Here is a 25,197-nt window from a genome sequence, read left to right as displayed (position 1 = left end):
TTTATAACCAAAATGAAATGAGTTTCATATTTTTTTGACCTGTGTAAGCCGGATGCTTGCACAGGTTTTTTGTGCTTTCCAAGAATGGTTTTGAATAGGGATCGAGGCAGATTGGGGATGTAAATCACCTGATTGGACCAAGCTATAGGTTAGAAAATGATTCTGGAAATGATAAAAGTCATAGGCAAGAAAAACCTTGTGTACCAATGGGTTCAGCCATTATGCATCGATTAAAAAGATTACATAACCTAATGTTGTCATCATTGTTCATGACGAAAGTACGCTTTCATTTCATTGAACAGGAGAGCATTCTCGCTTAGGATTACAGCAGGGGAGAAATGATACCCCTTTCATAAATCATAATCACTTGATCCAAGGAGGATAATACAATGAGTAATTTGGACCAATCGTCCAATTCCAAAGGTGGGCTACGGGTAGGTGTGCAGCGTTTTGGCCGATTCCTGAGTGGTATGGTCATGCCGAATATGGGAGCGTTCATCGCCTGGGGATTAATTACGGCCATGTTCATTCCAACAGGCTGGTTCCCTAACGAGACACTGGCACAGCTAGTTGATCCGATGATCAAATATTTGCTGCCACTGTTAATCGGTTACACCGGGGGTACGATGGTGCATGGTCAGCGTGGTGGTGTCGTGGGTGCCATTATGACCATCGGGGTCATCGTGGGTAGTGATATCCCGATGTTCCTCGGTGCCATGATTGCCGGACCACTGGCAGCATGGATTATCAAAAAGTTCGATAAATCCATTGAAGGTAAAGTTAGAGCCGGATTTGAAATGCTGGTTAACAACTTCTCAGCCGGTATTATTGGCGGAATCTTGGGGATTTTTGCATTACTGGGCATCGGGCCTGCTGTAGAAGCGATTAGCAAAGTATTGTCTGCCGGGGTACAAGGCTTAATGAATCTGGGCTTGTTACCGCTGGTCAACCTAATCATTGAACCAGGTAAAGTATTGTTCCTGAACAATGCAATCAACCACGGGATTCTTACACCAATTGCAACAGATCAAGCGAGAGAATTAGGGCAATCCGTATTATACATGCTTGAATCGAACCCGGGTCCGGGACTTGGTATCTTGCTTGCTTACTGTTTCTTCGGACGCGGAATGGCCAAATCTTCTGCACCGGGTGCCGTTATCATTCATTTCTTCGGGGGAATTCATGAGATCTACTTCCCTTACATTCTGATGAGACCGATTCTGATTCTTGCTGCAATCGCGGGTGGCGTCGCAGGTACATTAACATTCATGCTAACCGGAGCAGGACTTGTTTCGGCACCATCACCGGGTAGTATTATCGCGTATTTCCTCTTAACACCAAAAGGTGGATACCTGCCGATGCTCGCAGGGGTGCTTGTAGCAGCAGTCGTTTCCTTCCTGGTTGCAGCAGTGTTGCTGAAAACGGGTAAACAAAAGGACGAAGATCTGGAGTCCGCATCCAGTCGGATGAAAGACATGAAGAGTCAAGGAACCGTGCCAAATGCTGGCATTACGGCTAATCATCGTGAAGCAGGCAGAGCCGCAGATATGGCTTCTTCTACAGTGAAAACAGATGTGAAGAAAATTGTCTTCTCCTGTGATGCAGGTATGGGGTCGAGTGCCATGGGTGCATCCATTCTACGCAAGAAGATGAAGGCAGAGGGGATTGACGTTACTGTGACCAATACGGCGATCAGTGATATTCCGCCGGATGCAGATGTGGTGATCACACAACAAACATTAACCGATCGTGCTCGCTCCGTTGCGCCGAACGCAGAACATATATCCATCGACAACTTCCTAAAAAGCCCGGAATACGATGCGCTGGTTGAACGTTTAAAATAATTGCGTGCATTCGTTTCCCCTGAGCTGGAGGCCGAGATATGAGTATTACCAAAAGACAACGTGAAATTGTGGAGTTTCTGCTGGAGCATCCACATGAAGTCACTGCCGGCGAAATTGCCGTTGAAGTAAAGGTCAGTACCCGAACGGTTCACCGGGAGCTGCAAATGATTGAACAATGGCTTGAACCTTTAGGCATGAGACTGGAAAAAAAATCAGGAACCGGTATCCGAATCGATGCCAGTTCCGATGATCTGGCTGTATTGCGCCAGCAACTAGAGGGTAAAGAATATGTAGAGTTTACGCCAGAAGAGCGTAAGCTCTTCATGCTTTGCATCCTGCTGGATGAACCGGAGCCTGTAAAGTTACTCGCCTTGGCTTCGGATCTTAAAGTGACCGTATCCACCGTAACCACTGATCTGGACGATCTGGAGTCACGGATTCGTCAGGCGGGACTAAAGCTGGTTCGTAGACGTGGATATGGCGTCAAGATTAACGGGAGTGAGACGATTCATCGCACAGCCATAGCTGCACTTGCTCTGGAATTTCTGGATGAGTCCGACCTGTTCGGAAGACAACCTGAACAAGGCGGCTCCATCGTAAACCAAAAATTGCTGGATATGATCGGACATGGTGATGTGCTTACGATCGAAAATGCGTTATGGCAACCAGACATCGAATGGCTGGAGAACATCCCGGAACGGCAATACATGAAGCTGCTGATTCAATTATCCGTCGCGGTAGTACGTATTCGTAAAGGCATTGGCATTGGCCGCATACCTCCCCTGGAGAACAAGGGAGATGAAGTCGCAAAGCAGGATGAGATGAAGGTTCCACCTTATATGGCTTCCCGCTTGTGTGGTGTGTTATCCACCCAGCTGGGGCTGACATTCTCCCAAGATGAACAAGCTTATTTTCATAGACTATTACTTGAGACAGAGCAGCGAATTCACTCTTCGAGGCTGTTGCCAATAGACGACTTGATTTTACTGGACAGGGTACATTCTCTGATTGATCAGATGCAGGCAAGAACGCATTACACCTTTCATGAGGATCGTCTGCTTCGTGAAGGTCTGCTTGGTCATATGCAACCTGTCATGGAGCGAATTGAAGGGCAACAGATGATTCGTAATCCGTTACTGCAGCAGATTCGCAAGGATTATGATTCCCTCTTCGAAGAGGTCAAACAATCCGTGCATCAAGCTTGGCCAGGTACAGACGTTCCGGATGAGGAAATTGGTTTCCTGGTCATGCATTTTGGGGCTTCCATCGAGAGGTTACGTGCATTGAAACGGGAGATCCGGGCGATCATCGTGTGTACAAGCGGAATTGGATCATCACGCATGCTTTCCAGCCGATTGTCCAAGGAGATTCCCGAAATTCGGATCATGGATAGCGTGTCCTGGTATGAAGCTGCCCGGATACCTACAGATCAATATGATCTGGTCTTATCCACTGTTGATCTCCCAATGGATGAGCATCAGTATTACAAAGTGAGTCCACTGCTTACGGCAGAAGAGAGCGAACGTCTGCGTCATTTTATTAGGACAACAACGTTACAACGACAGCATCACAAGCCGCATGAAACAGAGGTTCAGACGACAAGTCGTTACTCGGACCCTGATGGAATGGAAGCTATTTTAGTTGAAATCGTTCGAATCATTGGCAAGTTTCAGGTGTATCCGCTGGATAACCAGGATATCGGTTTCTATAAGACCGTATACGCGATGTGTAATGTACTCCATGAATCTGGTGTGCTTAAGGAACCGGAGGAGGTCGCAAAACGGCTGGAGGCACGTGAAGCAGTGGGGAGTCAGAAGATTCCCGATACAAGACTTGCGCTGTTTCATACACGTAGTGAGGGGATCTACAGGCCGTCCATCAGCTTGTTTCAGCTCACTGAGCCACTCCTTCGTACGCCGGATGATCCGGCAGGAGTTACCCATGTCCTCTTGATGCTCGGTCCCAGAGAATTATCCAAGGAAAGCCTGGAGGTTCTCAGTGAGATCAGCGCACTGTTATTACAGGAAGAAATGATTACATTGCTGGAAAAGGGAATCAGGGATGAACTCATTCATTACCTGTCCCAGGAACTTGTTGGATTTTATCGCAGTAAAACCGAAATTGGAGGTCAACCATTATGAGTATGTTAACAACAGATAAAGTCATCATGAATGCGACGGCTCAGGACAAATACGAAGCGATTCGTATGGCAGGGCAGATTCTGAAGGATGCGGGACATATTACCGCTGATTACATTGAGAAGATGATTGAACGAGAAGAGATTGTCTCGACCTATGTAGGGAACGGACTTGCGATCCCTCACGGTACGAAGGAATCCAAAGCTTTCATTTTATCCACAGGTATCTCTGTCATTCAGTATCCACAGGGTGTTGATTTTGGCGAAGAAAAGGCTTATATGGTCATTGGTATCGCGGCTCAAGGCGGGGAGCATATGGAAATCTTGACTAGCATCGCGGTGATCTGTGCTGAGGATGAGAATATGGAGGCCCTGCGTCTGGCGAAAACAGCCGAAGAAGTAATCGCTATTCTGGAAAGTGAAATGGAGCTATGAAGGCCCTACACTTTGGCGCAGGTAACATTGGACGCGGATTTATCGGCTTGATTCTGTCCCGCGCAGGGTATGAGGTGGTTTTCTCCGACGTGAATCAGACCCTGGTAACCGCTCTTCAGCAACGGGGGCAATATACGGTGGAACTGGCTAACGAGAGCAAGGATCAGGAGACCGTCACAGGCGTAAATGCAATCGATGGAACCCAACTGGAGACGGTTGCCCAAACCGTTGTGGAAGCTGATCTGATTACAACCGCAGTGGGTGTGAGTGTGCTGAAACATATTGCACCAGGGATTGCAAAGGGACTTGAGAAAAGACTGAATTCCGGTCCTGCTCAAAACCCGCTTCACATTATCGCTTGCGAGAACGCCATTGGAGCCAGTACACAATTGAAAGAGCATGTGTATGCTCTGCTTGATGAAAAGGTACGTTCACTTGCGGATCAGTACGTTTATTTTCCAGATTCAGCCGTAGACCGGATTGTGCCTATTCAGCATCATGAAGATCTTCTGCATGTACAGGTGGAGCCTTTTTACGAGTGGGTGGTGGATCGTTCCCAGATGGCTCCTGCATTCAAACCAGTTGAGGGCATTGTATATGTCGATGATCTGGAGCCGTATATCGAACGGAAGCTGTTCACGGTTAATACAGGACACTGCGTTGCAGCATATATCGGTAATGTGCACGGGTATGACACGATTCAGAAGGCTATTGCCGACGAGAAGGTGAAATCGATTGTCTACGGTGCTTTGCAGGAAACTGGAAAAGTTCTGGTGAAGCGCTTTGGATTTAATCCTGAAGAGCATGAGCAGTATATTGTCAAAATATTGGGACGGTTTGTCAACCCGTATCTTACCGATGAGGTTACTCGTGTTGGTCGTTCCCCGCTGCGCAAGTTGTCTCCGAATGATCGTCTGGTTCGCCCGGCCCTTCAGGCCTATAAGGATGGAACTGAAACGACCTATCTGGCTATGGGCATGGCAGCAGCCTGCAAGTTCGATGTCTCCGATGATCCGGAAGCAGTTGAACTGCAGAACATGATCCGCGAGAAGGGAATTACAGCAACCCTCCACCATTATACGTCCATGGATGAGCATCATCCGGTGCTTGAACAGGCTGTTGCCCAGTATAACCAAATGTAAGAACAGTGGTAGCCAGCTAACAGTATAGATGAGCCATAATGGAAGAAGAGCCATACAGTTGTTAACTGTGTGGCTCTTCTTTTGGTTGGAGTTTATCGGCATAGTCATCCAAACAGCGTTGACATATGCACGATTTTCGGCGTTGCTCTGGCGGAATGCGGTCAAACACACCTTCGGGGAAAGTAGCCCGGTTACACCAGCATTCCGAATGAGGATGTCCTGCGGCATAGGAACAGCGATTAGTTTCCCCGCATAATGGGCAGACAAGAACATCGATATGGATGTGCTCTTGATCGTCTTGTTCTGCAGACATACAGTTCTTCCCTCCCTGTGGAATAGCTACGAGCTGAAGTTAAACATACTGGTCCCAGTATAACAGAAATGTGCCGGTGATTATGGATTTCACTCTGTATATATGACTTCCAGTTCACTACATCTGTTTCTCCCATCGACTATTCTTCAGGCGGTAATTCGATCTGTAGGCCTTCCACATGTTTGCGTCCCATCAACTTACGTTTCTTTCGATTTTCCTTTGTTTCTAGCACAATGTCCAAGTCATAATCTTCACCCGGATAAAGCTCATTGGCAGATATATGCAGGGTCAGGCGTTTCTTATGGATTTTTACTTTGCGTCCACGTAACATGACCCCGATATTTCCACGGCTATCCTCCACATCACAGACGATGCCCGACTGATTAAGATAGGCTGCATATACCCGATCTCCTTTGCGAAAAGTTTTGGCAGGAGCAGGAGAATCCGACTCTCTGGTTGTTGTCTTTTTGTGGAGAGCGATTGAATTCTTTGAATGCTTCGACTGGTTCTTCCTGGATAACTCTACTGGGGCGTCTGCTTTTGTAACGGAACGCTCAGGCGTCATGGTCGGAGTTTCCAAAGGAGGTGACGTGAACACAAATGTACGATCTCTCGAAATACTTTGATCCGATAGGGACTTGGATCGCTCGATTATTCGCTGTGGCATGCCCAGCTTTAATGCGATGGAATAAGCATAGCTCTCACCAGCTTCTCCGATCCGCAATCGATACAGCGGCTGGAGAGAAACAGTGTCAAATTCCATACGGGCATTTTCGAATCCTGGCGTGGCCGCAGCAAAATGTTTGATTTCACCAAAATGCGTTGTCGCCACAACGGTTGCTCCGCGGCTGTGCAGTTCCTCCAGCATGGCGATGGACAGTCCGACACCTTCACCGGGATCTGTGCCGGAGGCCATCTCATCAATGAGCACCAGAGTTGACGTATTGGCCTGTTCCAGTATGCCAATCATATTGCGAATATGTGCAGAGAATGTACTGAGCGCCTGTTCCAAACTCTGCCCGTCACCAATATCAACTGCTACCTCGGTATAAACAGCCATCTCGCCACCTTCCTCCACCGGAATAAGCAAACCCGATTGCATCATCAGGGTTAACAAACCAAGTGTTTTGAGTGCGACCGTTTTCCCCCCGGTATTCGGGCCAGTAATAATGAGCGACGAGTACGTTCTGCCGATTGCAAAATCAAGGGGAACCATGGAAGAACCCATGAACGGATGACGTGCACGTTGAAGGCTGATATGGCCCTGAGTATTGACTCGAACGGTACGTCCGTCCATGGTGGCCGCATATTTGGCTTTGGCAAACAGGAAGTCTAATACACCTACCGTTTCGGTGTTCAGGGCGATTTCACGGTTATACGATTCGGCCAGGGAGGTTAAATCACCGAGAATTCTCATCTCCTCTCTAGACTCCTCCGCTTGTAGAGCCGCCAATTCCATCTGTAAATTTACTAACTCAACAGGTTCGATATATACGGTTTGCCCGCTCCCGGATTCATCCAGTACACTGCCTTTCACCTGTTTACGGAACTCTTTCTTAATGGGCAGAACGGTTCTTCCTCCACGTTGGCTGATGACATGCTCCTGCATAATCGAGCGATGTTTGCTCACCAGAGAATCAAGCTTTCGTTTCATGCGTTCTCCATTCACGGTCATTTTTTTGCGAATACGAGTCAGCTCCTTGCTTGCTTGATCCTGAATGCGTCCACTATGGATGCAGCGCTCGATCTCACACAGTAAAGGTTCGATCAGAATCATAGATGCAGCGTAGCGACTAACGGTGGGAGCGGCCCCGGATTTGCCCTCCATGTATTTCATAAGTTGTGCACAGCTCCGCAAGAACTGAGCGAGATGACTGAAGTCGCGTTCACTGAATAGATAACCGGTGCCAAGCAGATCCATAATGGTTTCCATTCCGTCGAGTGACGGGAGGGGGATGCTGGCCCCGAAGCGAATCAACGCAGCCGCTTCTGCTGTTTCTTCCAGGCGAATCTGAATCAGGTGAGCATCTGCCATCGGTTTTAGTTCTCTGGCATAACGTTTGCCCAGATATGACAGGGCGCAGTCTGCAACGTTTTTTTGAATTTGTGGATAACCCAGACTGTTTAATGTGTTCTCATTCATGCGTAATCTCTCCTTGAATTTGAATTGGGATTGCAGTTGGCATGCGAAACATATTCCTGGAAAACGCAAAAAGGGCGGAGAATGAACAAACGTCATTCTCCGCCCTAAACATATGGGAAAGCAAAGTCCACTACAGGTCTATAATAAAAAATCCGCGCTGAACTCAGCGCGGAAATAGACCCGGACAATGACAATCCCGGAGGCGATTTATGATATCCGCTGTTCTTAACTAAGTACAGGGATCTGGCGCATCATGAAATACACGTATGCCATATGGGCACAAGCGCAATGAAAGGCCAAACTCCTGAATATGAAACTTGGTTAGTTAAGAACATTCACCGACATTAAAAATCTCTCCTTTGATTGAGGAATATGCAACCAATATAAACTGGAAATTGGTTTGAAGTCAACCTTTAGAATAAATGAGTGGACTTGAATAAGAATGGGTTTTAAAATAACAATAGTAAAATAATCCAATGAAAGCGATTTAATTTAATAAACATACGTATAAAGGAGGATGCTCTTCTTGCCTAAGTATTTACTGCGTTTGCTCTGCTTTACCCTGATCCTCGGAGCCCTTCCAGTCATTGTTATTGGTTCGGTCTCGTATACGATTGCATCACGTGACATTGAACAGAAAGTACGTGAAAGCAACCTTCAGATATTGCATCAGACCCAAATGCGGGTAGAACAAGTTCTGCGCAGCCTGCAATTATCATCCATCCAGTATGTCAATTCGCCCTTGGTACTTCAAGCGATGAAGAAACCGCTGGACAGCAGCGAATTTCAAGAGATTCGTGACCTGACGTCAGGCTTTAACAACTTGCAAGCGGTTACGAACATTGACCAAGCCTATCTGGTTAATCTGGACGAAGATTGGGTTGTTTCGATGCGTTCTTTTGGCAAATTGGATGATTTCAGCATTCGGGACCGGATTGGTTCTTATCTGACCTACACTAACAGCCTGTTCTGGGTTACTCAGAATGCCAGTTCAGCCAAAGAAAGTGTACCCGTTTCAGCTGGCATGGGTGAACTGACACCCGAACAGGCACCTGCCCTTATATCATCGGATAATGTGGTCAGTATGGTATTCAAAATTCCGATGATACCAACCAATGTGAAACCAAAGGGATTTCTTGTGATTGATATCGCCGATACGGAACTGAGTACGTTTTTGAGCCGAAATACGAATTCTGGAGATATGTACGTTCTGGATCGGGAGCAAAAGTATTTTCTGAACGATATGCAGCAAGGCGAGAAATATGACGCGCTGAATAAGGAAATTCATGAAATGGTGCAAACGACGGGGGAGCCAGAAGGTTTCTTCAATGCAGAGGTGGAAGGTAACCAAGTGGCGGTTAGTTATAGGCAATCTCCACTCAATGGCTGGTTATACGTGTCCGTTGTATCTCTTGGACAGATCACGGCCCAGTCACAGAAAATTGCATTGGTTACAGGTGTTGCTACACTGGTCATGTTATGTGTAACGGGATTGGTCGCCATATACGGCAGTCGGCGGATGTATTCACCGATCTCCAGACTGCTGCAATTTACGAAGGGGTTGGATTCCCCAGTTGCTCCGTCAGGACGCCGACAGGATGAATTTATCTATATTGAGGAGCAATTGTCAACCTTGTTCAGCTCGGAGAAAACGATGCGTGAGCAGATGAAGGGGCAGCATGTGCACCTCCAGGAGTTTTTTATGACCAAACTGCTGACAGGCAAAATCTCGGAAGAAGATTTCAGATATCAGGGAGAAATGTACGATTTCCCGACAGGATGGGCAAGTCTTGGTGTACTCATGCTCCAGATCGATACGTTGGAAGGGACACGATATGAGGAACAGGATCGAGATCTGCTGCTGTTTGCTGTCAACAATATGGTAGGTGAGCTCCTTCCTTCAGGAGTTCGGTTCACGCCGGTTATGCTGGATGATGCTCAGGTCACCGTACTTGCCTCCGAACTCACGGATGAGGTGAAGCTTAAGGAATGGATGCACACCCAGGCAGACTGGATTCGCGAACGTGTCGTGACGTATCTGAATCTGCCCGTAAGCATTGGCATCAGTCGTTCTTACACTTGTATTGGGGATACGCCAAGGGCGGTTCAGGAGAGCCGAGAGGCTCTGCAAGGCCGGGTAAGTCTGGGCAGCCGTATTATTTTGCATTATGAGGATATACAGCCACGTGGTCAGATGGAGGCTGCGTTGTATACCCAGTTACGCATGATTGAAGATCAGCTGGCTTCGGCGCTCAAGCAAGGAGATGAAGAGAAGACAGACGCCTACTTTAAGCAATATTTGGGGCTGCTTGCAGACAAGAAGCTTCATTTCAGTGAATACCCCGTCATTATGGTTCAGTTATTGTCTCGTGTATATCAGCTTGTGCAGGAGCAAGGCGGGGATGTAGCCGAAGTACTGGGTGAAAAAGCATCCATGTCACATTTGCTGAAGTTGTCCACATTGGACGAAATGACCAATTGGTTCCGCAAGCGGCTGTTCCTGCCAGTCATCCGTTTCTGGCGAGAACAGGAAGAATCCCAATACATGAACATTGCGAGACGCATGATTCGTTTGATCGAGGAACGTTATGACCGTGAATTATCGCTGGAAGCCTGTGCCGCTGAGCTTAATTTTCATCCTGTCTATCTAAGTCGGGTATTCAAGAAGGAAGCTGGAGTCAATTTTACGGAATATCTTGCAGAGTATCGTATGGAAAAAGCAAAGACCTGGCTGCAAACAACAAATCTTAAAATATCGGAGATTGCCGAGAAATTAAACTATACCAATCCAACCGCATTTATTCGTACGTTTCGAAAAATCACAGGAACAACCCCCGGCAAGTACCGGGAGCAGCAGCGATAAAACAAACCTGCTCTGCCCGCCATGGCAGGCAGGCTTTTTTATGTTCGGATGAAGGAAGAAGACCACTTTTCTCCATGAAGTTAAGACAGGAATATGGAGGTTGAAAGCAGTCCATTACGCCTTTAGATTCTGTGAGGGAAATGAGCTAAACCCTTGCTACATAAGGAAAAACAAAAGGCTAAAACGAGACGATAGCCAGTCATTCGTTTATCCTCCACAATGAAGACATGAATTCAGGAAGTGATATTTTGTAATCGTTTCCAATGTGGGGAGGAAGACAATATGAAAGCCGAAACGGCGGCTCGAACACGGCCCGCTACCCGCAGTGACAAAAACCTGCTGTGGAGGGACATTATCAAAAACCGGTGGCTGTATATCATGTTAATACCGGGTGTGCTTTACTTTGTTATCTTCAAATACATACCCATGTATGGCATCACGATGGCTTTTCAGGATTACACGCCTTACAAAGGCATCTTGGGGAGTGACTGGGTAGGGTTCAAACATTTCCAGCGTTTCTTTGGAGAACCACAGTTCTGGACATTGTTTCGAAATACGTTTTTGCTTGCCATTTATAACATTGTGTTCTTTTTCCCACTGCCGATTGTACTGGCACTTATGATGAATGAGGTTCGCCGTGAACGGTTCAAACGATTTGTACAAACTCTTGTTTATGTTCCACACTTTGTTTCCTGGGTCGTTGTTGTCGGTGTGTTCTACATGCTGTTCACAACCGAGGGTGGTGCAATTAATGAATTGCTCTATAACCTGACTGGACAAAAAGTGGCGTTCCTGCTTGAACCCGGTTGGTTCCGAACGATGATTGTCGGACAATCCATCTGGAAAGAAGTCGGTTGGGGCACAATTATCTTCCTGGCTGCGCTTTCCGGTGTGGATACACAGCTCTATGAAGCTGCACGGATTGATGGTGCCAATCGCTGGCGCCAAACCTGGCATATTACGTTGCCGGCCATTCGCAGTACAATCGTCATTTTGCTCATTCTGCGTCTGGGCAATTTCCTGGATACAGGCTTTGAACAGATCTTCCTGATGCTGACTCCGACGAACCGGGATGTGGGCGAGGTATTCGATACCTACGTGTACACGAAGGGTCTTACACAGGCACAGTACAGTTATAGTGCTGCTGTCGGGTTGTTCAAATCGGTTGTCGGGCTGGCGCTTGTCCTTGGTGCCAATACGATGGCCAAAAAATTCGGGGAGGAAGGCGTCTACTAACCCTCGGGAGCAGACGTTCTTCACCAGACAGGAGTGAACATTAAGATGCAACAGGATAAAACGTGGGGCAACCGGATCTTTGATTTTGTGAATCACGGCTTGCTGTTGTTGATTGGAATTGTGACGGTCATCCCGTTCATTTATATTTTGGCCGTCTCGTTTACCAGTCCACATGAAGTGGCTAAGGGAGGATTCATTCTTTTTCCAAAAGAGTTCTCTCTGGCTGCGTACCGTTACATTTTCTCTACAGATACCTTGATTCGCAGTCTGGGTGTATCGGTCTATATTACCGTGATTGGTACCTTCATTAACCTGCTGTTTACGTCACTTATGGCCTATCCGCTCTCCAGAAGATACCTACGTGGACGCCAGCCCATATTGCTCGGTGTATTGTTCACGATGCTCTTCAGTGGCGGGATGATTCCAACATATTTTGTCGTGAAATCCTTGCACCTGACGGATACGTTGTGGTCGCTGATGTTACCTACTGCCATTAGTGCTTTTAACTTGATCGTACTGAAAAACTTCTTCCAGGCCATTCCCGATGAACTGGAGGATGCAGCCAAAATTGATGGATGTAACGATGTCGGCGTATTGTTCCGGATTGTCCTGCCTTTGTCCATGCCAGCGATGGCGACATTTTCACTCTTTTACGCGGTGGCCCACTGGAACAGTTTTTTCAGCGCTGTTATCTATATCAACGATAGTGAGAAGTGGCCTGTCCAAGTCTGGCTGCGTGAGATTGTCATTCTGGCACAGAGCCGAATCGGAGACACAAGTATCGAAGAGACCGAGATCCAGCCGCTTACCATTCGCATGGCGGTTATCGTATTCTCCACAATCCCGATTATGCTGGTATACCCATTCCTGCAAAAGCACTTTGCAAAAGGAGTGATGCTGGGTTCGGTGAAAGGTTGAGTCGTCACATGGTTCAAAGTCAGTTCACTACGACTGCATAAAAAAGGGAGGTTTTCATGTTATGAAAGCAACAAAAAAGAAAGCCGTAGCTGTCTTAAGCACACTGGCACTGGTGACAGGTTTGCTGGCAGGATGCGGATCAGACGAAGGTCAGGCTGCCGAGGGTGGCGTACAAAATGTGTCCATAGCCATTGCGCAGGTGGGTGATGTGCCAAGCAAAGGCAATGAAGTTCAACAAAAGATTGAAGCGTATACCAATACCAAACTGGATATCCAGTGGATTCCGGCTTCGGCCTACAATGACAAAATTAACGTGATGATCGCTTCAAGTGATATGCCGAAAATTGTGAAGGTGCAATATAACCCAACGGTGACCAGCGCGATGCGTAATGACGTGTTCTGGGAAGTGGGCCCATTGCTGAAAGACTACAAAAATCTGTCGGCACAGAATGAGCGTTTTTTTGACAACATCAAGGTAGAAGGCAAAATCTATGGGGTTCCTGTATTCTCGGATATTGCGCGGGCTACAGTGATCTATCGCAAGGACTGGTTCGAGAAGCTGAATCTTAAGGTGCCAACCACACCGGATGAATGGTATGAGACGATTAAAACACTGGCAACCTCCGATCCGGATGGAGATGGTCAGGATAATACGTTTGGACTGATGCTTTTCAAAAAATATAATGAGGACCAATATTCCTTCACGACGCGCCTTGGCGTAAGTTTTGGTGCACCTAACAAGTGGAAGGTCGAGGAGGATGGCAGCTTCACGCCGGAATTCATGACACCGGAATATATGCAGGTACTGGATCTGCTGAAACGTTTGTATGACGAGAAACTGCTGAACCAGGACTTTGCCGTATTCGACTCTACAGAAGCGGAGAAAAAGTATGATTCCGGCGTTGTGGGTATCCGTGTTGGTGTTGCGCAGAATGGAAAAAGTCAGCAAGAGCGTCTGTCCAAAAACAATCCGGATGGTGTGGTAGACATCGCTGGTTTGCTTGGGCCGAACGGAGATCGTGTGGCAGGACAGACGGGTAATTCGGGAATTCTGGCATTCCCTAAATCGACGGTGAAATCGGAAGAAGAACTCAAGAACCTGCTCTCCTTCCTGGATAAACTGATGGACCCTGAGATGGCTACCCTGTTGATGCGTGGTATGGAAGACAAACATTACACCAAAGTGGGCGAAGATCAGGTGGAGATGAGTGACTTCGATGCATTCCAGCGTGAAGTGAAACCTTACCGTGACAACCTTCCTTATGTCGAAGGGTATAACGTACCGAAATTGAAGGATACCGAACTGGGTGAAAAAGGTACGGCACTTGCCAAGGAACTTGCGGAGCACGCTGTGCCAAACCCTGCGCTGACGTTATATTCTCCAACGTATGGTGACCGTGGTGCGGATCTGGATCAGGTGATTGCCGATGCGCAGACCAAATACATCATGGGCAAGATCGATCGAAGTGGCTGGGAAAAGGAAATCGAGAATTGGGGGAATGCTGGTGGAAACAAGATTCGTGAGGAATATGCCGAAGATTACAAAAAACAGGCTCAATAAAGAGCCGGAAGCGGAGGTTTGATCATGAAGGAAACAATGCAATTCACATCCGTACGCATGGCACAGCAATTCATGGAAACTTATCGCAACCATGAGCTGTACTCCACGTGGCATTATGAAAACGGCTGCTTGCTGAAAGCGCTGGAGGAGCTGTATACGCACACGGGGGAGCAAAAGTATTTTGACTACATCCGTGAGCTGATGGATCATTTTGTTCAGGAGGATGGCTCTATTCGCTCCTATTCGGTAGAGGAATATAACTTGGATCAGATCAATCAGGGGAAATCGTTGTTCCTGCTGCACGAGAAAACGGGAGAAGAGAAGTATCGCAAAGCTGCGGATTTGCTGATGACCCAACTTAAGGGACAGCCACATACGAGTGAAGGCGGGTTCTGGCACAAAAAGATTTACCCTTTCCAGATGTGGCTGGATGGATTGTACATGGCTACTCCGTATCTGACCCAGTATGGCGCGGTGACGGGTGAAGAGAAGTGGTTCGATAAGGCGGCTCTACAGCTCTTGCTGGTGGAGCAACGTACACGTGATCCGCGTAGTGGTCTTTTGTACCATGCCTGGGATGAGAGCAAAGAGCAGCGCTGGAGTTCGGGAGAGACCGGATGTTCTCCGCATGTCTGGAGTCGTGCGATGGGCTGGTATGTGATGGCGGTTGTGGATACATTGGATCATCTGCCGGTAGATCATCCGCAGCGCGGGCAGATTGTGGGCATCTTCGAACGGGTAGCAAACGCTCTGCTGCATGTGCAGGACCAACAGACAGGACTATGGCCACATCTGCTGGACCAGCCGGGGCGCGAACGGAACTATCTGGAGGCTTCCGGCACCTCAATGTTTGTCTATGCATTGGCCAAGGGTGTACGTAAAGGATATCTAAGGGGCAAATTCAAAGCGGTTGCGGAAAAAGGATATCAGGGTCTGCTACAGCATCTGCTGCAAACGGACCGTGAAGGCGTGCTGTCCTTGACGCAGTGTAATGGCGGAGCCGGTCTTGGAGGAAGCCCGTATCGTGACGGGTCCTATGAATATTATGTGACCGAATCCATTCGGATCAATGATCCGAAGTCGGTTGCTCCGTTCATTTTGGCAGGGGTGGAGATTGAACTGGCGTAATGCTGGTTCTTCTCTTTAAATCATTTATGATAGCGCATACATGGTTGGTGTGAAATGAGGTAAGTTTGCTGAACAATTTGGCTATCCAAAAGGAGAGATGGTTCATGAGTCCAAAAGGTCCAATGTCCCGTTTAGGCGGAATCGTTGTAATTGGTGCAATGTCCGCTGGATTGCTTGCAGGTTGCGGGGGAGAAAAAGCGCCTGCTGCAGGGGAAGGTAAACTTCCCATATCCATCTCTTTAATGCAGGTAGGTGATATACCGGCCAAGGAGAACGGGATTGAACAGAAGATTGAGGAATATACCAATACGGATGTCAATGTACAGTGGATTCCACAGTCTGCTTTTGATGATAAGGTGAATGTTATGGTTGCTTCAGGTGAGATGCCGACCATTATGCGTGTGAATTATGTACCGACCACATTTAATGCCGCCAAAACGGGACTGTTCTGGGAACTGGGGCCTTACTTGAAGGATTATAAGAATCTTTCTGCCCAATCCGAAGCTTATTTTAACAATATCAAAATTGAAGGCAAGGTGTACGGTATTCCGAACTTCCGGGATATTGGACGGACTGCGATCGTATATCGCAAGGACTGGTTTGATACATTGAAGCTGGATATACCAAAAACGCTGGATGACTGGTATGAAGTGATGCGCTCCATTCGCAAGGATGACCCTGACGGGAATGGTAAGGAAGATACGTACGGCGCACTGCTCTTCAAAAAGTATAATGAGGGTGTCTCTTCCCCACTGACGCGGATTGCTGTAAGTATTGGCGGTGTCAACAAATGGGGTGTGGATGATGCTGGGAAACTTACCCCGGAGTTCTTGACCACCGAATATGTGGATACGATGAAACTTTTCAAGCGACTGTTCAGCGAGGGACTGATTAACAGTGACTTCCCTGCCCTTGATCCTTCTGATGCAGACAAAAAAATGGATTCGGGCCTGGTTGGCATGAAGCTGAATGGTGTGGCTCAGAACGGAAAATCTTCTCAGCAACGTCTTACGCCAAATGCTCCGGATGGAGAGATTGATGTAGCTCCGTTCCAGGGACCCGATGGTATTCGCATCGCCGGGGAGCCGGGAAACTACGGAATGCTGGTCATCCCGAAGGCATCCGTTACGGATGAGGAGCAATTGAAGCAGGTTCTTACGTTCCTGGATCAGTTGATGGATGAGGAATTAAGCACGTTACAGTTACGTGGATTGCTCGATGTGCACTACACCAAGACTGCGGATGGCAAAACCGAACTCAAGGATTTCGATGCTTATCAGCGTGAAGTGAAGCCATATCGGGATAATTTGTTAAGCATTGAAGGTTATAATGTACCTGAACTGGTCGATGTTCCGATTGGCATGAAAGGTACCAAGATGGCGCGTGAGAATGAGCAGTATGCCATCGCCAATCCGGCACTCACCTTGTCTTCGGCGATCTATACCGAGCGTGGTCAGGAGCTGGATCAGATGATCTGGGATGCGCAGACCAAGTACATTATGGGGAAAATCGATGATGCTGGTTGGGAGCAGGAAATCGCAGGCTGGAGAAAAGCTGGTGGTGATCAATTGATCACGGAATTGGAAGCATCCTACAAGGAATTAAACGGGAAATAAAGCGGGCTGAAATAAAAAAAGGTTGATCAAATGGAATGATATGGTTTATCCTATGAGTGAGTTCATTTTCCAATATCATAAGAAAGACCACACCCTTAAAGCATAAGGCTATGAATCTGCGGATTCATGGCCTTTTTTTGTGTTTTAGGCGAATGAAGTGGGTCTATGGAAGGAGGGGTGCACGCCTTGAAGTGATGGGGATGGACGAAAAATAATACCAATAGCCTAGTACAACATGGTAGAATATTGATTATTATGGCAAATTTAGGTTTTGGTTATGAAGAGAAGTGACTAGGTTGACCAAGTAAAGCATCCCCATACTAAGGTACATAGGAGCGTGAATAGATTGAAGAAGCAGATTGAAGGACATGAGAAGAAGAAAAAACGGAACGGTTGGATCGTCGGGTTGGTGACAACAGCATTATTGGCAGCAACACTATTACCCGTTGGCCCCGTACATTTAACGTCAACAGCGAATGCTGCATCGGGAATAAGTGACACTGCCCTTAGCAAGTTCAAAGATATCAAGGGCCACTGGGCTCAAGCAACAATTGCCAAAGCGTATGAAAAAAACTTGATCTCTGGATACCAGGATGGAACGTTTCGTCCCAATGGCAAAATCACGCGTGGGGAATATGCGACCATACTTGCCCGTGCGACTGGACTGGAGAAGGTAGAGGGGCAGAATCCCTTTGCTGATCTCAAGGGACATTGGTCTGAAGCGGCGGTTAGCCAGCTTGTAGGACAAGGATTCATTAACGCTGGCGATTACGCCAAAGGGTTCAATCCAAATGCGGAGCTAACGCGTTACGAGATGATGAAATGGATTGCAAATGGACTGATCAAGTCCGGAGCCAGCTTCCAGGATGCGTTTAATGACACAACAAATACGCTACTTCCTACACCAGAAGTGAACCGCGGCACCATTCGTGCCGAGCAGATTCCGTATCTTGCCCTTGTTCGTGGGACTGGCATTGTGGGTGGCTTCCAGGATGGCACATTAAAACCCGCTGATTCCACCACTCGTGCAGAAGTATCGGCCATTTTGCTGCGTTATATGGACGTGGAGGGCACGGATGCCGGGAAGTACAGTGACCTAAATGAGATGAGAGAGGTTGGTACGACGGGGACGAATTTAACGACAATTAGTAACTATAGGTATACGAAGAATTCAGTTAAAGTAAGTGATATATCAAAAGAAGAAATTAATTTATCCAATAAATCTGGTGTAGTTACACTCCATAGATATATCGTCGTGGATGTTACCCAAGGTAAAGTAAAAGGTATCTATGCACCATTATTTATTGGTCCAGAAACACATCTATTCAAAGGTAATTATATGGCTTTTGCAGATATATCTTTTACATCCAAAATTGATAAATCCAACTTAATCACCTTCAATGGCGGCCTATATAGTGGTTTTTTACAATTTAATCGATTGGATCTTAAGCACACCTCTAAGAACGGGTTAGTTACTATTCCGGAAAGTTCGAGAGATTTGATAAAAAAAGATGTGAAGAAGAGATTTTGGATCACATCCGTTTTAGTAGGGAAAAGTGGGGCATATATCTTTAATGAAAAAAGTGAAAATGTACTACAAATTCAGAATATGTAAGTAGTACTAAATGGTGGTGAAGTATTTTTGCAGGTCCATGGTGAGAAGAAATCCCTAATTGTTATCTTAATTTTTCTTATTAATATACTATGTTTGAATTTATCATCGCCTATAGAAGCTGCGAGCTCAGATTCGTATGGACCCAAGAAACAGGAAATATCAAATACAATACAGTCGTTAGAAAGGGTAGCGAATCCGGGTGTTTATTGGTATCAGCTTGATAATGGTAGCTTCAGGGCAGATCACACTAACGGACCAACTTTCTCGGATAACCTTAATAGTAATTCATGTTCTAGACCGTACCCAGCTGAGAAAGAAATACCTAACGAAGTGGATTTTTCCCGGTGGCCCGCTGAACATTGGCCAGAGTTTCAATCTCAAAGAATTACACAGCGAATGGTAGAAAATGTTCGTATTAAGAGTGTAGATTATCAAACAAGCGTGAAGCAGTTATTCTATACTGGGGTTGGTACTACGGTTATAAGAGAAGGTAGTACTGTCGTAAAGATCATTACCAAAACAGGGGGCTCACATCAAGTAACTGAGTGGAATGATTATGAGAATGGTGGTAGAACAAATCAAGGTTGTCTCAAGCAAATAGTAGCCTACCATACACCAATGGACATCATTTGGGAAGGCGATCTGGTTGAAGAAAAAGAAATCGATGTAACACCGGATTCGGTTTTGACTATTGGACAAACAAAGCAGATGAAAGCTGAAGTTAGCACAAGACATTATGGCGAAACAGATTTCAACACTGGTATCGACGTATCCCGAAGAGAAGCAGAGATCAAATGGTTTTCTTCTGACGAGACAATTGCGAGTATAGAGCTCAAAACAGGGATGTTAAAGGCCGAAAGTCCGGGCAGGGTCACTGTGCGTGCGATCTGGAACAATGGTACATATCTGATCTCGGATACCGCCACCATAACCGTCACGTCTGAGCCAGGACTCGTGGTGAATTTGCCGAATGCTTGTAAAGCTAATACGACACCTCTACAGGCAGAAGCAGTTCTAACCAAACCAGATCGCTCTGTTCATAAATTGACGGCTCATCCCAAATTGACGTGGCAAAGCTCGAATCCGGCTGTGGCAACGATCGGCGCTGATGGCAAAATCACGACAAAAGGGATCGTGGGTAGCACTACCATCAAAGCTCATTTTCTTGATTCTGCTCAGCAACTGGATGAACAAGGGACTCAGGTGCTTGAGGTGAAGGACTGCACGGATAATGGGGAAGGTGGTAATGATGGAGATCCGGGGGGCGACCCTGTGAACGCTTGCCCTGTGACCATCAGCCCACCTAGTAGAGGCACGGTTATCGAAGCATCGGTTATAGACCCATCTGTTCGAGGTGTGTTGAAGGCAGACGAGCGTGGATCTGAGAGGTTCGATGTTACCCGTGGTATTCCAACTTCGGAAGATCTCTATGCCAATGTCTTGGCCAAGGAATATCTGTTTCAGCACCGTTGGGTTAACATGACAGGAACGGTGACTTACACGGTTCCTGTGAAAAGGGTTTATCATAAAACCTGGACGATTCCGGGAAGAGCGTCTAGTGGTGAGGGGGATCCAGGAACACCTCCTGAGCCCAGAGAACTTGACGTCCCTGGGGATAAAACCATGCAAGTAACAAGGACATATAGCTATTGGCAGATCGATAACCTGGAGGTATACAAGTTAAATGAGGCCAAAGTATCTAACTATGCACTAGGCGGTTATGGTGACACCGTGACCCTGATGCCCAATGCATATACACCGCCGACTCTGCAATCAGCTATGGATACTGCGGTTACCAATCATGTGAAACCTGCGCCATGTCAAGAAATTGATCTTGGCATCAAAGGGGTTCCGGGTGGTTCCACTGAACCGCCTACGCCAGATGAAACGTCATTGTTTCAATCTGAAGCTGAAGCGAAGGTTAGAGAGAACAATGTTAATAACGACAAGGTGACCTTTAATGGAGCGACAATTATGGATCCTGCCCCATTGGAGAAAACCGCTCCAAGACCTGGGACGATCCCGCACCCTGGCATGATCGGAGACGATGTTCTGTACCAGAACCGGCTTACGATCAAAAACACATTGATGAACAAAGCTAACCAGCCAACCACGGGTGAGATTACGTATGGACTGCTCCCTGGCAATGTTAACGGAGGCCAGGATCAGAAGCTCCCCATTCTGGGCATTAATTCGGTGACAGTACATACTCCAGTTGTAAACTATGCCTGGGTGTCAGATGATCAGCCGCATAACCAGAAGACCACGCCTGATCCGACCAGAGCTGCACTTATTTTAGAGCGTCCGTTTATTGTACGAATCCCAACCTCAGGGCAGCATTTGGATGTAGCAAGTTATCCTGGGTATGGAAACCATGATTATGCGAAATATTTCCGGATCAAACAGGTTCGTTTTCCATTCGATGTTTATAATGCTGCCAAAAGCCAATTTATTCCGGCCATGACATGGGTGGATATTCCGGTAAATCAGTTGGACACTCCTTTTTATCTCCCTGTATGGGTAGATGAAGGGAATTACCAGGTCGAGTTTCGTAATATCGCCGAAAATGCACCTGAAAACTTCACAGAACAACAGGATGCCAACACCAATCTGACTCATCATGTCGCAGCAGATACCGTTGCTGTAGAGGTTATCGGACGATTGTATGATTTTCACATCACCGATATTTCAGACTACAACTGGGAGAATGTATTCCGCAAGCGGATGGGCAGCTCCGAACCAACAGGTGTGAGTTACTGGACCGGAGGAAACAGTATAGACGGAGATCCCCGAGGTAATTTGGCTCCCTTTGTACTTCCCATTCGTCCCGGCAGTCATCCGGTACAGGGGTTCCGAAATGCTGCAGTGAAGACGGGTTACCATTTCAAGTTTGATCTGAAAACCAAGGGTAATATGTTTGGGAAACAAGATGGTATCCGAATCACGCCGACGTTCTCTTTTGTGAGTAAAGATGGCACCACCCGGCAAGAAGTGGATTTATACTACCATCGAGGACAGGAACGACTCATTCGTATCGGATCGGCGCAAGATTTAGAAAAACGCTTTGTTGTCCTGAACTCACGGTTGCGGAATGTCCCCGGTACGGAGTTAGGTGATACAGCGCGTTATCAGTATACCTATGAACTGTCGGCGGAGGAACGAAATCAGGGTACAATGGCTGAACATATGGTTCGTTTCGTGGATCAGACCTCTCATCATAAAACGTGGGCAGGTCGTTATGACTGGATGATTCTTCCTCCACAGATCCGCACACTCATTGGCCCAAAAACAGATATTCCCTCCAGTGTTAATGTGGATCGGGCGAATGCAGCGATACAGCGCTGGTATGGGGAATATAGCTTGCCAGCGGATGTATATGCAGTGCCCAAAGAAACCGATCTCGAGTCGCTTGCCAGACAAAACCGGTTGGATGAGAAGGCAACGGTATTTCTGAGGGACGGTTATATTGTAGTAAATTTTAATATTGAAACTTTGCGCAGTGGCAATACGAATGCACCACATCTGCAATATATTCATGCACCGTTGATGAATCAGTGGCAAATGGAAGGTTTCGATAACAGCCCGGTAGATGGTCAGGGAAGAAGCTGGCCGATGAAAGATGGGGACGTGGTTTTGTACCACGCGGATCAATCCAGCCGGAATGATTTCCAATCCCAGGTACCGCATTAGAGAGATATCGTTTTACCCATAAAGAAGGCAGGCGTCATGTGAATCTACATGACGGTTGTCTTCTTTTGTGTAATTCGGATTATGGTTGGGCAGCAGAACGGGTATAAAGGGTAAGGAGCACTCGTACCATCCATGTTCATCAATTTTCTCAACGAGAGGGGAACAACACACATGATTGAAGAGGATAAGCAGGAACTATTGATTTCAGAAGATACATACAAAGGAAGAGATTTAGGTGTCACATTAGAAGCACAAACCTGTCACTTCAAAGTCTGGTCACCGTTAGCTGTTCAGATGGAACTACTTTTGTATCCACCTTTGACAGGGGGAACCCCGGAGGAAGAGCCCAATCAACGGAAACAGCAGACGTTACCTATGCAAAAGAAAGAACAAGGCATCTGGGTTCTGGAACTGGAGGGTGATTTAAGTAGCTACCGTTACATGTACAAGCCTACTTTCGAAGATGGACATTCAACCCATGCTGTAGATCCCTATGCACGAGCAGTGACCATGAATGGAGAAATGGGTGTAATTGTGAGGATGGAGCAGACACATCCGAATGGATGGAGTGAGGATATTCGCCCGCAATTGACCAGTCCTGTAGATGCAGTCTTGTACGAACTGCATGTACGTGATTTTTCCATTCATCCATCATCTGGTATAACGAATAAAGGCAAATACATGGCTTTCACCGAGACGGGTCTGCGTGATTCGGAGGGCAACACACTGGGGATTGATCATTTGGTTGAACTCGGGATTACCCATGTGCATTTGCTCCCCGTGTTTGATTTTGCGACGGTGGATGAATCCAGAGTAGATGGTGATACGACGGATGCCTCCAACTATAACTGGGGATATGACCCGCTCCATTATAATGTCCCGGAAGGTTCCTATGCATCACGTGCAGATGACCCGGAGACACGAATCCGTGAGTTCAAATCCATGGTGCTTGCCCTTCATAACAAGGGAATAGGTTTCATTATGGATGTGGTATATAATCATACGTTTGATACGGCAGGCAACTCTTTTGAAAAACTTGTACCAGGGTACTACTATCGTCAAAACGCCGATGGAACCTATAGCAATGGTTCAGGTACAGGCAATGAGGTGGCTACTGAACGCGCCATGGTTCGCAAGTTTATCATCGACTCGGTCCGCTACTGGGCAGAGGAGTACCATGTGGACGGTTTTCGCTTTGATCTGATGGGCCTGATCGACACCACAACGATGAAACAGCTTGCAGCGGAATTACACACCGAAGTGTCACCTTCCATATTGTTATATGGTGAACCATGGGGCGCACTGGATTCGCCGCTTGGGGATGATATGACCCTAAAAGGAACGCAACACGGGGCGGGTTTTGCTGTGTTTAACGATAATTTCCGCGGAGTGATCAAGGGAGACAGCGATGGAATGGGTACGGGATTTGCGACGGGGGCGGACGGGAAAGAAGACGAATTGTGGACTGGCGTCCGGGGAGCCATTCAGGATTTTACGGATGGTCCATCCGAGACGATCAACTATGTAACGGTGCACGATAATCTCAACCTGTGGGACAAAGTCGCACGTACACAAGGACTCCACGATACATTGAATTTCCTCACCTATGACGATGATGGACGTATTCGTGGTTGCGAAAGTGTGGAAGAGGGTGTAGAGAAGGCTAAGCCTTACCTACAGATTGATCCGGAACACATTCTGGAGAATGAGACCGTTAGGCGTTGTCTGCTTGCCAATGGTATCGTTCTAACCTCCCAGGGTGTTCCCCTGATCGCGGCTGGAGATGAGCTGCTTCGCAGCAAATATGGGGATGCCAACAGCCATCAGAGTGGGGACGCAGTCAATGCCATACATTGGGAGCAGAAGAAGCTGTTCAAGCCGGTATTTGATTATTATCGTGGGCTGATCCGTCTTCGGCGAGAACATCCAGCTTTTCGGCTTCGTACACGGGAAGAGATCGAGAAGCATGTTCGTCTGATAAAAAAAGGCAATGGGCTGCTAGCCTATGAACTGAACGGTACAGCAGCCAGCGATTCATGGGAACGCATTGTTGTCATCTATAACGCTGCGAAAGAAAACCGTGAAATCGCTGTTCCCACAGGGACATGGAATGTGATTGTAGAGAAAGGACAAGCAGGCGTTGATACGATACGTACCATACAGGACAGACAGGTACATGTGAATGCGATATCCATAACGGTGATGTATTCCAATTCCTGATCGACCCTACTTGCCAGGCAAGGAAATGTAGTGTGCTAGTAAGAGAATGAGTGCTTACAAGGGCATGTCCAATTTCCTATAGCTTGGGTGAAAAATGAAAATGAGTCGCCCTTCCAATCGGAAGGGCGATTTTTTGTAGAGTTAAAGAGTGATGGCTCGACCATAACAGGAGTTTCTTATACTCGGAAGTACTAGAACATCCGCCAGTTCAATGTGTAGTTAAGTATAGCTTTGTTTGGAAACCAAATGACATCCTGCATTATATTCTTGTATATTCCAAACTTTTTTTGTCAGGACAGGTACAAATGCTGTCAATCTATGGCGCTTGTTTTCATA

15 protein-coding genes are annotated in these 25,197 nt (G+C 47.0%); 13 read left to right on the top strand and 2 right to left on the bottom strand.

Annotated features, from left to right (window positions below):
- Positions 1 to 389: 389 nt before the first annotated feature.
- Genes J2X75_RS15120 through J2X75_RS15105 form a run of 4 tightly spaced genes read left to right on the top strand, consistent with a single transcriptional unit; the run spans position 390 to position 5,558 of the window.
- A complete protein-coding gene (locus tag J2X75_RS15120) occupies positions 390 to 1,844 on the top strand; it encodes a PTS mannitol transporter subunit IIBC (RefSeq protein WP_310337551.1) in 1,455 nt (484 codons plus the stop codon).
- 38 nt (positions 1,845 to 1,882) lie between these two features.
- Complete coding sequence (locus J2X75_RS15115; RefSeq protein WP_310337549.1) at positions 1,883 to 3,985, top strand: BglG family transcription antiterminator; 2,103 nt, start codon at positions 1,883 to 1,885, stop codon at positions 3,983 to 3,985.
- Positions 3,982 to 4,416: a PTS mannitol transporter subunit IIA gene (locus tag J2X75_RS15110; protein WP_017686856.1), complete on the top strand. Its 435-nt coding sequence runs from the start codon at positions 3,982 to 3,984 to the stop codon at positions 4,414 to 4,416. Before J2X75_RS15115 ends, J2X75_RS15110 begins: the two co-directional genes overlap by 4 nt.
- Positions 4,413 to 5,558, top strand: a complete 1,146-nt coding sequence (locus J2X75_RS15105; protein ID WP_310337547.1) for a mannitol-1-phosphate 5-dehydrogenase — start codon at positions 4,413 to 4,415, stop codon at positions 5,556 to 5,558. Before J2X75_RS15110 ends, J2X75_RS15105 begins: the two co-directional genes overlap by 4 nt.
- Positions 5,559 to 5,619: 61 nt before the next feature.
- On the opposite strand, the gene J2X75_RS15100 is transcribed toward J2X75_RS15105, so the two are convergent.
- Together J2X75_RS15100 and J2X75_RS15095 are read right to left on the bottom strand one after the other, a co-directional pair.
- Positions 5,620 to 5,871: a cysteine-rich CWC family protein gene (locus J2X75_RS15100; RefSeq protein ID WP_310337546.1), complete on the bottom strand. Its 252-nt coding sequence runs from the start codon at positions 5,869 to 5,871 to the stop codon at positions 5,620 to 5,622.
- Positions 5,872 to 6,010: 139 nt separating this feature from the next.
- Positions 6,011 to 8,014, bottom strand: a complete 2,004-nt coding sequence (locus J2X75_RS15095; protein WP_310337545.1) for an endonuclease MutS2 — start codon at positions 8,012 to 8,014, stop codon at positions 6,011 to 6,013.
- A gap of 526 nt (positions 8,015 to 8,540) precedes the next feature.
- On the opposite strand from J2X75_RS15095, the gene J2X75_RS15090 reads away from it, so the two are divergent.
- The 9 genes from J2X75_RS15090 (at position 8,541) to pulA (ending at position 24,861) form a co-directional block, all read left to right on the top strand.
- Positions 8,541 to 10,877: an AraC family transcriptional regulator gene (locus J2X75_RS15090; protein ID WP_310337544.1), complete on the top strand. Its 2,337-nt coding sequence runs from the start codon at positions 8,541 to 8,543 to the stop codon at positions 10,875 to 10,877.
- Positions 10,878 to 11,159: 282 nt separating this feature from the next.
- Positions 11,160 to 12,113 (top strand): ABC transporter permease, encoded by a 954-nt coding sequence (locus J2X75_RS15085; protein ID WP_076212382.1) that lies wholly within the window; start codon positions 11,160 to 11,162, stop codon positions 12,111 to 12,113.
- Between the two features lie 45 nt (positions 12,114 to 12,158).
- Positions 12,159 to 13,031 (top strand): carbohydrate ABC transporter permease, encoded by an 873-nt coding sequence (locus tag J2X75_RS15080; RefSeq protein ID WP_133385864.1) that lies wholly within the window; start codon positions 12,159 to 12,161, stop codon positions 13,029 to 13,031.
- A gap of 61 nt (positions 13,032 to 13,092) precedes the next feature.
- Positions 13,093 to 14,592, top strand: coding sequence for an extracellular solute-binding protein (locus J2X75_RS15075; protein ID WP_124115653.1), 1,500 nt, complete (start codon positions 13,093 to 13,095; stop codon positions 14,590 to 14,592).
- 24 nt (positions 14,593 to 14,616) lie between these two features.
- Positions 14,617 to 15,720: a glycoside hydrolase family 88/105 protein gene (locus J2X75_RS15070; RefSeq protein ID WP_310337540.1), complete on the top strand. Its 1,104-nt coding sequence runs from the start codon at positions 14,617 to 14,619 to the stop codon at positions 15,718 to 15,720.
- 104 nt (positions 15,721 to 15,824) lie between these two features.
- Positions 15,825 to 17,336, top strand: a complete 1,512-nt coding sequence (locus tag J2X75_RS15065; RefSeq protein WP_310337538.1) for an extracellular solute-binding protein — start codon at positions 15,825 to 15,827, stop codon at positions 17,334 to 17,336.
- Positions 17,337 to 17,673: 337 nt separating this feature from the next.
- Positions 17,674 to 18,951 (top strand): S-layer homology domain-containing protein, encoded by a 1,278-nt coding sequence (locus tag J2X75_RS15060; protein WP_397383695.1) that lies wholly within the window; start codon positions 17,674 to 17,676, stop codon positions 18,949 to 18,951.
- 396 nt (positions 18,952 to 19,347) lie between these two features.
- A complete protein-coding gene (locus J2X75_RS15055; RefSeq protein ID WP_310337534.1) occupies positions 19,348 to 22,641 on the top strand; it encodes a DUF5704 domain-containing protein in 3,294 nt (1,097 codons plus the stop codon).
- A gap of 171 nt (positions 22,642 to 22,812) precedes the next feature.
- The gene (gene pulA, locus J2X75_RS15050; protein ID WP_310337533.1) at positions 22,813 to 24,861 is read left to right on the top strand and encodes a type I pullulanase; all 2,049 of its coding nucleotides are present in this window, start codon (positions 22,813 to 22,815) and stop codon (positions 24,859 to 24,861) included.
- Positions 24,862 to 25,197: the final 336 nt, after the last annotated feature.

Source organism: Paenibacillus sp. 2003 (genome assembly GCF_031455635.1).
GTDB lineage: Bacteria > Bacillota > Bacilli > Paenibacillales > Paenibacillaceae > Paenibacillus > Paenibacillus amylolyticus_B.
The sequence above is the reverse complement of the archived record's forward strand: the minus strand, read 5'-3'. Positions and strand labels throughout refer to the sequence as shown.

Coding starts and splice junctions, on each gene's coding strand:
- J2X75_RS15120 (WP_310337551.1), top strand. CDS start 390: ATGAGTAATTTGGACCAATCGTCCAATTCCAAAGGTGGGCTACGGGTA.
- J2X75_RS15115 (WP_310337549.1), top strand. CDS start 1,883: ATGAGTATTACCAAAAGACAACGTGAAATTGTGGAGTTTCTGCTGGAG.
- J2X75_RS15110 (WP_017686856.1), top strand. CDS start 3,982: ATGAGTATGTTAACAACAGATAAAGTCATCATGAATGCGACGGCTCAG.
- J2X75_RS15105 (WP_310337547.1), top strand. CDS start 4,413: ATGAAGGCCCTACACTTTGGCGCAGGTAACATTGGACGCGGATTTATC.
- J2X75_RS15100 (WP_310337546.1), bottom strand. CDS start 5,871: ATGTCTGCAGAACAAGACGATCAAGAGCACATCCATATCGATGTTCTT.
- J2X75_RS15095 (WP_310337545.1), bottom strand. CDS start 8,014: ATGAATGAGAACACATTAAACAGTCTGGGTTATCCACAAATTCAAAAA.
- J2X75_RS15085 (WP_076212382.1), top strand. CDS start 11,160: ATGAAAGCCGAAACGGCGGCTCGAACACGGCCCGCTACCCGCAGTGAC.
- J2X75_RS15080 (WP_133385864.1), top strand. CDS start 12,159: ATGCAACAGGATAAAACGTGGGGCAACCGGATCTTTGATTTTGTGAAT.
- J2X75_RS15075 (WP_124115653.1), top strand. CDS start 13,093: ATGAAAGCAACAAAAAAGAAAGCCGTAGCTGTCTTAAGCACACTGGCA.
- J2X75_RS15070 (WP_310337540.1), top strand. CDS start 14,617: ATGAAGGAAACAATGCAATTCACATCCGTACGCATGGCACAGCAATTC.
- J2X75_RS15065 (WP_310337538.1), top strand. CDS start 15,825: ATGAGTCCAAAAGGTCCAATGTCCCGTTTAGGCGGAATCGTTGTAATT.
- J2X75_RS15055 (WP_310337534.1), top strand. CDS start 19,348: ATGGTAGAAAATGTTCGTATTAAGAGTGTAGATTATCAAACAAGCGTG.
- pulA (WP_310337533.1), top strand. CDS start 22,813: ATGATTGAAGAGGATAAGCAGGAACTATTGATTTCAGAAGATACATAC.